Annotated in this window: 9 protein-coding genes; 6 read left to right on the top strand and 3 right to left on the bottom strand. The window is 65.3% G+C overall.

All coding sequences use genetic code 11. The features are described 5' to 3' along the window. Positions 1-163: 163 nt before the first annotated feature. Together sfsA and JQ639_RS18310 are read right to left on the bottom strand one after the other, a co-directional pair. Positions 164-877 carry a DNA/RNA nuclease SfsA gene (gene sfsA, locus JQ639_RS18315; RefSeq protein WP_211967519.1) on the bottom strand — a complete coding sequence of 238 codons (714 nt, stop codon included), beginning with the start codon at positions 875-877 and terminating at the stop codon, positions 164-166. A gap of 4 nt (positions 878-881) precedes the next feature. Continuing rightward, the gene (locus tag JQ639_RS18310) at positions 882-2,192 is read right to left on the bottom strand and encodes a mechanosensitive ion channel family protein (RefSeq protein WP_211967949.1); all 1,311 of its coding nucleotides are present in this window, start codon (positions 2,190-2,192) and stop codon (positions 882-884) included. Positions 2,193-2,466: 274 nt separating this feature from the next. Here JQ639_RS18310 and JQ639_RS18305 point away from each other — a divergent pair, with 274 nt between their 5' ends. Then, entirely contained in the window at positions 2,467-4,263 is a 1,797-nt protein-coding gene (locus JQ639_RS18305; RefSeq protein WP_211967517.1) for a potassium/proton antiporter, read from the top strand. Between the two features lie 500 nt (positions 4,264-4,763). Here the strand turns inward: JQ639_RS18305 and JQ639_RS18300 are convergent, their stop codons facing one another. Next, complete coding sequence (locus JQ639_RS18300; protein ID WP_211967514.1) at positions 4,764-5,477, bottom strand: alpha/beta fold hydrolase; 714 nt, start codon at positions 5,475-5,477, stop codon at positions 4,764-4,766. 85 nt (positions 5,478-5,562) lie between these two features. Here JQ639_RS18300 and JQ639_RS18295 point away from each other — a divergent pair, with 85 nt between their 5' ends. The 5 genes from JQ639_RS18295 to JQ639_RS18275 are packed head-to-tail and all read left to right on the top strand — an operon-like array spanning position 5,563 to position 11,987. Continuing rightward, the gene (locus JQ639_RS18295; protein ID WP_211967512.1) at positions 5,563-6,522 is read left to right on the top strand and encodes an NAD(P)H-dependent flavin oxidoreductase; all 960 of its coding nucleotides are present in this window, start codon (positions 5,563-5,565) and stop codon (positions 6,520-6,522) included. Then, positions 6,519-8,231: a class I adenylate-forming enzyme family protein gene (locus tag JQ639_RS18290; RefSeq protein ID WP_349644747.1), complete on the top strand. Its 1,713-nt coding sequence runs from the start codon at positions 6,519-6,521 to the stop codon at positions 8,229-8,231. Before JQ639_RS18295 ends, JQ639_RS18290 begins: the two co-directional genes overlap by 4 nt. A gap of 19 nt (positions 8,232-8,250) precedes the next feature. Further along, positions 8,251-9,801: a carotenoid oxygenase family protein gene (locus JQ639_RS18285; RefSeq protein WP_211967509.1), complete on the top strand. Its 1,551-nt coding sequence runs from the start codon at positions 8,251-8,253 to the stop codon at positions 9,799-9,801. After that, positions 9,798-11,021 (top strand): CaiB/BaiF CoA transferase family protein, encoded by a 1,224-nt coding sequence (locus JQ639_RS18280; protein WP_211967508.1) that lies wholly within the window; start codon positions 9,798-9,800, stop codon positions 11,019-11,021. The genes JQ639_RS18285 and JQ639_RS18280 overlap by 4 nt, the downstream gene beginning before the upstream one ends. A 15-nt stretch (positions 11,022-11,036) precedes the next feature. Beyond that, complete coding sequence (locus tag JQ639_RS18275) at positions 11,037-11,987, top strand: winged helix-turn-helix transcriptional regulator (RefSeq protein ID WP_211967507.1); 951 nt, start codon at positions 11,037-11,039, stop codon at positions 11,985-11,987. Positions 11,988-12,118: the final 131 nt, after the last annotated feature.

Genomic DNA, 12,118 nt, shown 5'->3' with positions numbered 1-12,118 from the left:
GATTCTTCACGACAGGAGTGGAGGGGGAAGGGGTGCCCCGCGGGGCGTTGCTGAACCCAATTTAAGCCATGGAACGGCGGGTGCAAGCGATCCGGCGGGCCGGGCCGTGGCGGATGCCGGCCCTGCGCCGGGCGCGGGCCGCACCCGTCGCCTCCCGCCGCCGTCAGGGCCGCAGCGGAACCGGCCGTTCGAGCACGATTTCGTCGCGCCGGAGGGCGCAGACATAGGCCAGGGCCTCGATGCCTGCGGCGCGGGCCCGGTCGAACGCCCGGCCATAGGCCGGATCGATGTCCCGCGCGAGGGTGAAGGCCGTCGCCGACCCCATCTGGATCACGTAAAACATCACGGCGCGGATGCCCTGCGTGCTCAGGGTCGCGAGTTCGTCCAGGTGCTTGGCGCCGCGGGCCGTGACCGAGTCCGGGAACTCGGCGAGGCCGGGCTGGCGCATCAGGTGGACGTTCTTGACCTCGACATAACAGGGCGGCCGCGCCGGATCCTCAAGCAGGAAATCGACCCGCGAATTCTGGCCGTACTTCACCTCGCGGCGAACGGTCGCATAGCCCGCGAGCTCGGGGATCGTTCCCGCCGCGAGGGCTTCGGCGACGATGGTGTTGGGATGGCCGGTGTTGACGCCGACCAGCTCCGGGCCGGCGCCGAAGTCGGCCTCGACCAGTTCCCATGAATACGGCAGCTTGCGCGTCTTGCTGGGGGATTTCGACAGCCACACCCGCGCGCCGGCTGCCTGCAGTCCGGTCATCGCGCCGGGGTTGGCGACATGGGCGGTGATGATGCTGCCGTCGGAAAGTTCGACATCGGCGAGGAAGCGCTTGTAGCGCCGGATCAGGGTGGCCGGCACCAGTTCGTCGGTGAAGCGCATCGCGTCAGTTCGGCTGTTCGAGCGTGGCGTCGACAGGCAGCGCGCCGCGCACGCGGATGTCGCGCACCGGGTAGGGCACGCGGATGCCCTCGCGCTTGAAGGCGTCCCACAGCGACAGCATGACGTCGCTGCGCACGTTGTCCATGCCGGCATCGGGATCGGCGATCCAGAAAGTCAGCGAGAAGTTCATGCCGTACTCGGCGAACTCGTTGATCAGGCAGGTCGGCGGCTTGAGCTTGGTGACGCGCGGCGTTTCGGAGGCGATCTCGACCGCGAGCTTGCATACGGCGCGCGGATCGGCGTCGTAGTTGGTGCGGAATTTGACCTTCACCAGCGTGTTCTTGTCGGTGTAGGTCCAGTTCGTCACCTTCTGGGTGACGAGATCCTCGTTGGGGATGAGGAATTCGCGGCCGTCGCCGGCCGCCACCGAGATGTAGCGGGTGTTCATGGCGCTGATGCGCCCGAAATTCTCGCCGACGGTGATCAGGTCGCCCGGCTTCACCGACTTGTCGGCCAGCAGGATGATGCCGCTGACGAAATTCGCGACGATCTTTTGCAGGCCGAAGCCGAGGCCGACGCCGACCGCGCCGGAGAAGATCGCCAGCGAAGACAGGTTGATGCCGACCGCCGACAGCACCACCGCGATCGCGATGACGATCAGCAGCAACCGCACCATCTTGACCAGCAGCACCTGCAGCGACGGCGTCAGGTCCTTGGCGCTGTTGATGCGGCTCTCGAGGAATTTGCTGACGATGCTGGCGAGCCACAGCGCCACCGCCATCGCCACCGTGGTCTTGATCACCAGCAGCGGCGACACGCGGATACCGCCGAGCACGACGGCGACCGAATCCAGCGCGTCGAGGGTCTGGTCGAGCAGGCCGATGATGCTGAGCGCGGCGACCGCCCATGCCGACACCGACAGCAGGCGCACGGCGAACTCGTTGCGGATGACGCTGGTGGCGAGGCGGATGATCAGCCAGGCGAAGGCGAGGCTCGCCGCCGTGATCAGCAGATAGCTGCGGCTCGGCCAGGTCATCGCCACCATGACGAGGCGTATGACCAGAGTGATGACGGCGAAGAACGCGGTGGTCGTGCTCTGCAGCAGCACCCGGACCATCAGCCGCAACGGCGTCGGCCAGCCCATTGCCACCGAGGTGACGTCGACCCGCGCACGCAGCGCCGCTGCGAGCCCCAGGGAGAGGCCGGCCGCTGCCATGATCAGGCCGAGCTGGGTATAGAACCAGGGCGAGGTGACCTCGGCCCCGACCGACCGAAATGCACCCTGCAGCATCTCGTAGAACGCATTCAGGTCCATTGCCGCCTTGTCGTCCGCCAAGTTCAGGTCCCCCGTGTCGCCCGCGCCCCGGGCGTGGCCGCCGCCGCTGCGACGCCCTGCGATGATGCCAGGCACGGTCATGATTCGATGCAGCGGCAGAATCCCACATCCGCCGCGCGAGAGCCATCCGCCGCCGGCGGATCCGCGCTCTTTAATGGCGGTGAATCCGGCCCTTTTGTGATGCCGGGAAAAATGGGTTGGCCTGTCGCCGAGGGGACGATAAGGATGAAAATCCACCCATTTCAGGCGGACAATGGCGTCTCTCGACTCGTTCAGCATCGCCATCCTTCTCGGCGCGGTCCTTGTGATGGCGGGCATCCTGTCCAGCCTCGTCGCGCTGCGCTTTGGCGCGCCATTGCTGCTGGTGTTTCTCGGGCTCGGCATCGTCGCCGGCGAGGCTGGCCCCGGGGGGCTCGCCTTCAATGACGTCGGCACGACCTACCTCGTCGGATCGGTGGCGCTGGCGCTGATCCTGTTCGACGGCGGGCTGAAGACCAAATTCCAGAATATCAAGACGGTGCTGGCGCCGTCGATCATGCTGGCGACCTTCGGCGTGCTGCTGACCGCGCTGATCACGGCGCCGGTCGCGCATTATGCGCTCGGCGTCAGCTGGACCGAGGCGCTGCTGGTCGGCGCCGTGGTGGCGTCCACCGATGCGGCGGCGGTGTTTCTGCTGGTGCACGCCCAAGGCCTGCGCCTGCGCCCGCGCGTCGGCGCGACGCTGGAGGCGGAGTCCGGCACCAACGATCCGTTCGCGGTGTTCCTCACCCTGATGCTGGTGGAGATCCTGTCGGTCGGCCACAGCTCGGCCGGACAGGTCGCGCTCGAATTCATCAAGGAAGCGGTTCTCGGCGCCGCGGTCGGCTTCGCCGGCGGCCGCCTCGTGGTGTTCGGCCTCAACCGCGTCGCGCTACCCCAGGGGTTGCATGCGCCCTTCGTGACCACCGCCGCGCTGGTCATCTTCGGGCTGGCGCAGATCTTCCATGCCTCGGGCTTTCTCGCGGTCTACCTTGCCGGCATCGTCATCGGCAACCGGCCGACCCGAGCGCACAACTCGGTGGTGGTGTTCCTCGATGCCGCCACGTGGCTCGCGCAGATCGTCATGTTCGTGCTGCTCGGGCTGCTGGCGTCGCCGCAGCGGCTCGTGGTCAGCGTGGTTCCGGCCATTGCCGTCGCCGCGGTGCTGATGCTGGTGGCGCGGCCGGTTGCGGTGTTCGTCTGCCTCGCGCCGTTTCGGTTCAACTGGCGCGAGAAGCTGTTCATGGCCTGGGTCGGCCTGCGCGGCGCGGTGGCGATCTTCCTGGCCTCGATTCCGCTGCTGATCGGCATGCCCAAGGCGTATCTCTATTTCGATGTCGCGTTCGTCATCGTGGTGATCTCGCTGCTGCTGCAGGGCTGGACCCTGGGCGCGGCCGCGCGCCGCCTGCATGTCGCGCTGCCGCGCACCGACCGCGCGCCGCGCCGTGTCGAGCTCGACCTGCCCGGCCAGCTCGAACAGCAGCTCGTCGGCTATTCGGTGCGGCCCAACAGTCTGTATCTGCGCCGTGGCATCATTCCGTCGTGGTCGAAGCCGACGCTGGTGATCCGCAAGGAGAAGATCCTGTCACCGGTCGAGTCCGGTCCGGTCAAGGCTGGCGACTATCTCTATCTGCTGGCGCCGCCGGAGAAGGCGCAGTCGCTCGATCGTTTCTTCAGCGACATGGCGCCGACGGTCGCGCCCGATCCGCACCTGCTCGGCGACTTCATGGTGTCCGGCGAGATCACGCTCGGCGCACTGTCGGAGATCTATGGCGTGCAGGTCGCCCCCGATGAGGCCGCGCTCAGCCTCGCGGACTATTTCGACGTGCATCTCGACCACGCGCCGAAGGCCGGGGCGACACTGCCGCTCGATTCCATCGTGCTGGTCGCCCGCAACATCAGCGGCAACCGCGTCAACGTGGTCGGCCTGCGATTGCCGGAAGACGAGGAAGCGCCAGCGCCCCCGCCGACCCGGGCGGTGGCCGTCAAGACGGCGTTGCGGCGGGCGTGGGCTTCGCTGGTCGAGAGCTAGGTGTGGAGCCTCAACAGGTTGTTCCTGGTCAGACCGCGTCTGCTGATCGGTTGCATTGATCGAAGACTGCCGGTCCCTAGCCAGCGCGCCAGCAGGCTTCGGCTGGAGATGTCGCGAGGATCTAGCCGAGAGCGAGAGTGCCGACCGCCGCCGTCGCCATTACAATCTTCTTCATCAGGATTCCTTTTACACCGCGCACACCCCGCGGATAGCCGGACAATCAGGCAATAGTCGCTGGACCGGACGAGACTGCGGGCAGGCCGCAGGCCTCAAGCGGGAGCGCGCCGGCGGCTGCTATGCTGCGGCCGCGTCATTCAAGGGGGCAACTCACCCGCGCCCACTTTTGGCGCGCAAAGCCGTGACGGTTTGAAGCAAGCGTCGCCTCGGAGATCATATTGAAGGCGATCAAAGCGGGCCTTGTTCACCCGCATCACTTCGGCCGCGATCCGCACCGCGCTCCCCACGCGAGCGCGGCGTGATTCGGTCAGCCGCGCTGTCGCTTATGAGTCCCCGCGTATCCATTGATTCAATATGCGGGCGATAGCTTCGGGGCGCTCAAGCGGGGCGCCATGACCCGCGCGTTCGATCACTTCGAACCGGTCGGCCTGAATATCGGCCGCAATCCGCCGCTGGCTCTCGACACTGAATAGAACGTCATTGTCAGCCGCGATCATCATGACGCGCGGGTGGTGGCCTCGCAAGCCAGCGCTGCGATCGGGTCTGGATATGCTCGCCATCAGGTGTGCTGTCATTGCGGTCGGTCCATAGTCGTTGGCCATTGTATTGCGAAGATCGATCAAGGCAGCATTCGCCTTGTTCTCCGGGTGGAACATCCAGCGATCCTGCTCGGCGATGATCGCATGATAGTCGCCCGATTGGATTCGCTCGATCGTGCGGCGGCGCTGTGCAATCTGCTCTTTGCCGTCAGCGCGCGGCGTCGAGCAGAGCAACGTCAGGCTATCCACCCGGTGTGGCGCGGCGGCGAGGATGGCCAGCGCGATATATCCGCCGAACGAATAGCCGCACAGATGAAATCGGGCCGGCGCATCGCCGAGCAGCGTACGCGCGATCGCGTCCACATCCGTATCGACCGGCAGCCTTGGCGCCTTCGTCACGATGTCGCTGCCGAGGTGCTGGCGCATGCCCGCCCACAGCTCGGGGGTATTGGTCAATCCGCACAGCAATATCAACGGGCTCGGCATCGCTCCGGTCATTCTGAACCTCCAGTCGGAAATGCCATATTGCCTAACAGGTCCAGTTATGCAAGTAATTGGGTGCTGCTGAAGGAGAGGGGTCGAGATGAGGGTCACTGAAAGTCCGCGCGCCAGGCTGGCTCGGCTGCGCTTGCCGGTCTTCGCCGCGCCGATGTTTCTGGTGTCGGGTCCAGAGCTCGTGGTGGCGTGCTGCAAGGCCGGAATCGTCGGATCGATCCCCGCTCCGAATGCACGAAACGCCGAAGAACTCGAGATTTTCATGCGTCGGATCGCCGACGATCTGGCTGATGGCGAAGCTGCGCCCTGGGCTCTGAATCTGGTCACGCACCGCACCAACAAGCGTCTCCCGGACGATCTCGCCCTCGTCGACAAGTATCGTCCGCCGATCGTGATCACGGCGCTGGGAGGTCCTGCTCCCGTGATCGAGACGGTTCACCGGTACAACGGTCTAGTTTTCGCAGACGTCAATTCCGTGGCCTACGCCCGCAAGGCCGTGGCCGCCGGAGTCGACGGGCTGGTGCTGGTCTGCGCAGGCGCCGGTGGGCATACCGGCGATCTCTGCGGTCCGGTGTTTCTGCAGGAAGTACGCGAGTTCTTCGATGGCTATCTGGCATTGGCCGGAGGGATCGCAACCGGTCGTGCGGTGCTGGCATCACGGGCGATGGGGGCCGATTTCGCCTATATGGGGACGGCCTTCATGGCGGCCGAAGAAAGCCGCACCGATCCCGGCCATCGCGACATGCTGCTCTCCTGCTCGGCGCAGGATCTGATCGTCACCCGGGCATTCACGGGAGCGCGGGCCAATATGCTTGTGCCCAGCATTCTGGCCCAGGGTCTCGATCTGGCTGAAATCGCCGTGTCGACGGCGAAGATGAATTTCACCGGTCTGGAGGGCGCTGAGGTCAAGCCCTGGAAGGGTATCTGGTCGGCGGGGCAGGGCGTCGGCGCCATCAAGGCCGTCGAACCGGCGGCCAGCATCGTTGCGCGGCTTGCCGAGGAATATCGTGCGGCGTCGCGCAGTCTGGTCGAAGGAATCCTGCAGTGAGCGGGCTGTACGCCGCATCGACTGCCGCGGCCTATCATGCCCGCGGTCTCTGGCGCGATCAGACGATTTACGACGTGTTCAGCGCCAATGCGTCGCGCTGGCCTGAACGGACGGCGGTGGTCGATCCGCCGAACCGGGCGACGATCGCGTTTGGCGCGCCACGCCGTCTCAGTTATCGCGAACTGGCGGCTCTGGTGACCGGCGTCGCGGATCGTTTGACGCGGGAAGGCATCCGATCGGGCGACGTCATCCTGGTGCAACTGCCCAATCTGCACGAGCTGCTTGCTCTTTATCTGGCGGCCGCTTCGCTGGGCGCCGTCCTCAGCCCGGTGCCGATGCAGTATCGACACCACGAGCTTGCGCAGATCGTCGCGCTGTTGCGGCCGGTGGCCGTGTGTGGGGTCGCGACCGCCGCAGGAGCGGAGCCGCTCGCCGATTTCATGGACCACGTCGCGTTTGACGGAAAGGTCTTCGGCTTCGGCGACGGATTGCCTGCTGCAGTGACCAGCCTGTCGCATCCCGAGGCGATCGCGTGCGACGCTGCCAGCACGTCCGTCCCGGTCGATCCCGACGGGCTGTTCTCAATCTGCTGGACCTCGGGAACCGAGGGGCGTCCGAAGGCGGTGCCGAAGACGCACAATAACTGGTTGTCGAGCGCGCACGGATTCGCCCGAACGCTGACCGTGGAATCGGGGGATGCGATCCTGGCGCCGTTTCCGTTCGTCAACGCCGCAGCGATCGGTGGGCTGATGATGGTGTGGCTGAGCGCCGGCGGCACGCTGGTGCTCCATCATCCGTTCGACCTTGGGGTGTTCCTCGATCAGATCAGGCAGGAGGACATCCGCTATACGGTGGTCGCGCCGGCGATCCTGTCGTCGCTGCTGGATGGCGCCGCGGCTGATCCGGGGCTGCTGCAGCGGCTGCGCGCCGTCGGCACCGGCTCGTCGCCGCCAGATCCGCACGTGGTGGAAAAGTTCGAGAAGGCGCTCGGCGTGCCGGTGGTCAACATCTTCGGCTCCAATGAAGGCATCAATCTCTGCTCGACCCGCGACAACGTCCCGGCGCCCCGCGCGCGGGCGCGGCTGTTCCCGCGCGAGGGCGACATCTCGTGGAAGCCGGAGACGCGGACGGCGAATGGCGGTGAGTTCAGGCTGATCACCGAGGAGGGGCGGCCGGCGGTGGCGCCCGGTGACATCGGGGAAATGTGGATTCGCGGTCCGTCCGTGTTTCCGGGATATTGGCAGCCTGGCGGGCTCGATCGTTCGCGGTTCGATGGCGATGGCTTTTTCTCGACGGGGGATCTTTTCGAGATCGCCGAGGAGAATGGCGAAGCGCGCTTCGTCCGCTTTGTCGGGCGCTCGCGTGAACTGATCATTCGCGGCGGAATGAAGATTGCGCCGGCCGAACTCGATGCACTGATCTCGAGTCATCCTGATATCAGCGAGGCCGCCGTCGCTGCCTACGGCGACGCCCGCTTGGGCGAACGCGTCTGCGTGTTCGTCGTGCCGCGTGGCGGCAGAAGCGTCACGCTCGAATCCGTCGTGGCATTCTGCCGAGAGGCCGGGTTGGCACGCTTCAAGTGGCCGGAGCGGATTGTTCATCTCGACCGTCTTCCACGCAACGCGCTGGCCAAGCTCCAGCGCATCGAACTGACGCGGATGCTCGAAGCCAAGACTGCATCGGGCATCCCTGCAATCCTCAGCGACTAAGAGCCAGGAGACACCACAGATGGACATGCACATACAGGCGGCCAAGGCAGCGGAAGAGCTGGTGATCACCCGGGCCAACGTTCGGATGCTGTCGCCCGACGGCAGGATGCCGCCGGATGCGCCAGAGTGGATCTGGTCGACGGATCATCCCTACCTGCATGGACCGTTCGCGCCGACATCGCGCGAATACGCGGCCGAGGATCTCGAGGTGGAGGGTGAGATACCGTCCGATCTCTACGGCGCCTACGTGATGAACGGCCCCTCGCAACGTTTTGCTCCGGCCAACAAGTATCATTACTACGATGGCGACGCGATGCTTCGCGCGATCTACTTCCGCGACGGCAAGGCGTCGTTTCGTCAGCGCTGGGTCAGGAATGAGGCCTTCGTCGTCGAGGACATCGCGAACCGCAGCATCTGGCCCGGCATCGCAGGGCCCTACAATTTCAAGCTGCCGGGCTCTCCGATCAAGGACGTGTCGAACACGGATGTCATTTTCTATGCCGGCAAGCTGCTGTCGCTGTGGCACATGGCGGGCCATCCCTACGATATCGATCCGCTGACGCTCGAGACCAAGGGCAAGGAAACGTTCGGCGGTGCACTCAGGCACACGCTGTCGGCGCATTCGAAAGTGGATCCAGCCGACGGGCATTTGTACTTCTTTACCTATTCCGACGAGCCGCCCTACATGCGCTATGGCGTCGGCAGCCCGACGGGACAGCTGTTGCACGACGTGCCGATCGATATTCCGGGGCCGCGCTCTCCGCATGACCTCGGCCTGACCGCGCGGTACGCGATCCTCCACGATTTGCCGTTCTTCCACGACGTCAACGTGCTGCGGCAGCATGGCAAGCGGGTGGTGCGATTTCATCGCGAGGTTCCCGCTCGCTTCGGCATCATCCCTCGTCGCGGTCAATCTCACGAGATCCGGTGGTTCGAGGCGGAGCCCTGCTACATTCTCCATCTGGTCAATTGCTGGGAGGAGGGCGACTGGGTTCACCAAGTCGGCTGCCGGCAGGCGGACCCCGGCTATTCGCGGGATCCCAAGGACCGCGAACTCGCGTCGATGCTGGCCCAGCGGCGCCGGCTGCATCAGCTCTACAAATGGTCGTTCAATATGGTCACGGGCGAGGTGCGCGAGGGGCCGATCGACGATCTCAACACCGAATTTCCGACGGTCAATCACAACTTCATGGGCCGCCCGACGCGCTATTCCTTCAACCAGGTGATCCCGCTTCCGCTCGAAGGACACACGTCAGGTCAGTCGCAGACCTTCGATGCGCTCGTGCGGTACGATCTGGAGACGGGCGGCTGCCAGCGCTACGACTATGGTGAGGGCGTCTACGGCAACGAGGCGCCGGTGGCGCCGCGCCGGGGCGCCACCGCAGACACCGAGGAGACCGCGGCCTATCCGGTCACCTTCGTCACGGACACCAATGACTGGTCGTCGGCCTGCCTTATCTTCGATGCCAGGGACATCAGCCGCGGTCCGGTTGCCAAGGTGAAGATCCCGCACCGGATATCGCTCGGCTTCCACACGACGTGGGTCGACGGCAAGGACATTTTCGAATGAGCGCGCCGCATGCGGATCGGCAGGACGCGGCTCCGCTGCAGGGCGTGCGGGTTCTCGATTTCGGCCAGTTCATTGCCGGCCCGCTCTGCGCGGCGCTGCTGGCCGATCTTGGGGCCGACGTGATCCGGATCGAGCGTCCCGGGGGCGCTGCGGATCGTTTCGTCCAGCCCGTGGGCGAGGATGTCGGCGGCGCGGTGTACTGGCAGATGAACCGCAACAAGCGCTCCCTTGCGCTCGATGTGTTCAGCCCGGCCTGTCGCGACGTCGTCGACCGCCTGATCGCCACGGCCGATATCATCGTCGTCAATGTGCCTCCGAAGACCCTGACTGCGATGGGGCTGGACTACGAGCGCATCGCCGCGATCAACCCGCGTGCGATCGTCTCGGTGTGCACAGCCTATGGGCGCGAGGGAAGTCTGGCCGATCAGCCGGGTTTCGATGGTGTCGGCCAGGCGATGTCGGGCGCGATGCACCTGAGCGGCGAGGAGGGACTGCCGCGCAAGAGCTATTGCCACTGGGTGGATCACATGTCCGCATGTCTGTCGGCGTTCGGCATCCTTGCGGCGCTGCGTGAGCGGGATGACAGTGGCCGGGGCCAGAATGTCGACGTATCGCTCATCAGGACGGCCGTGTTTGCGATGGCCTCGAATCTTGTCGAAGAGGAGCGGCTGCAGGTCGGCCGGCAAGGACAGGGAAACCGCGCCCAGCTCGCCGGCCCGGCGGATGTCTATCGGACGCGAGACGGCTTCGTGCTGCTGCAGGTCATTGGAGCGGCGATGTTCTCCCGCTGCGCAAAGCTGGTAGGACGCCCGGACTGGCTGGCCGATGCGCGCTACGCCGATGATGAATCGCGCGGGGCTCATGGTGCCGAATTGAGCGCGTTCATGGCGGAATTCTGCGCCCGATTGACGACGGAGGAGTGCCTCGAGCGATTCCGGTCGGCCGGACTGCCCTGCGCGCCGGTGCTTGATCTCGCAGCGGTGCTGGCGGACGAGAATCTGCGGCAGGGCGGGCTGTGGCGTCGTCGATCGCTGCCGGGCGCGCCGGAGCCCCATCTGGTGATCGAGCCGCCAGTCGTGCTGTCGCGGACGCCGGCATCGGTCCGTGACGGAGCGCCTGCGCTCGGCATGCACACCGAGGAGATCCTGTCGGAATTGGGGCTTGATCGGGCCGCGCAATTGGCCCTATTCAAGGCGGGGCATGCTGGCGCAATGCCTTAGCGCCAATGAGCCTCGATGCCGAAACCTGCCGCACAGAATGATCAGGAAGAGCTGACCGCGCGCATCCCCGCCAGCTCGCTCGTGCGCGCCCTCGGGGTTGTCGGCGACGCCTGGACGATCCTCATCCTCAAGGAGGCGTTCCAGGGCCGCAAGCGCTTCAACGAATTTCACGACAATCTGCGGATCCCGCGGCAGACCCTCATGCTCCGGCTCGCCGCTCTTGCCGACAACCAGATTTTCTACCGGCGGCCTGCGCAGCACCGGACGCTTGTCCAGGAGTACCGTCTGACGCCGAAGGGCCTCGACCTCTACAATTTCATCCTGGCGGTCTGGTACTGGCACCAGCGCTGGAGCAGCCAGCAGCTCTTTCTTCCCGATACGCTTGTCCACCGGTCATGCGGCGCGCCGCTGAAGGCGGCTTTTGTCTGCCGCTGCTGCGATCAGGAGGTTCATCGCCGCGACGTCACCTTCATCGATGCCCCGGACCGTGGAACGGATCCCCAGCCGATGAAACGGCTCTCGCGCCAGAACGAGGACGCGTTCAACAAGCCCGTGGAAGGCGCCCGGCTGGACGATCTGGTGGCGACGACCATTGTCGGCGATCGCTGGAGCAACCTCGCGCTGTTCAGTATCTTTCAGGGGCACAGCACCTATTCCGAGATCAAGGATGCGCTGGGCATTTCCTCCAACATCCTGTCGTCGCGTCTCAAGAAGCTCGTCGGTCTCGATCTCATCCATGCCGAGCCTGCTGGTCGGCGCATCGACTATGTCGTCACCCCGCGCGGTGAGGACGTCTACCCTATGTTTCACAGCCTGATCGATTGGGCTGATCGCTGGCTGGCGGGGAGCAAGGGGCCGCCGCAGTTCCTGGTCCACTCGTGTGGTCAGATCACCGACGCACGATTCATCTGTCTGTCGTGCCGCGCGCCGTTGCGCGCCTGGGACGTAACCGTCCGACAGTCCTAGCTGCGGGACTGCGCGCGCAACCTCCTCTTTTCATGATCGGTGTCTGGTGCGGAGGGAGTGCGATTGGCATTGCGCTCCGTGCCGGCGGATGCCCTCCTGATCCCATATAAGTCCAGTTAAGCAATAATTAG

It is taken from the genome of Bradyrhizobium sp. U87765 SZCCT0048 (assembly GCF_018131225.1).
Classification (GTDB): Bacteria; Pseudomonadota; Alphaproteobacteria; order Rhizobiales; family Xanthobacteraceae; genus Bradyrhizobium_A.
This window is presented reverse-complemented; position numbering and strand designations above follow the sequence as displayed.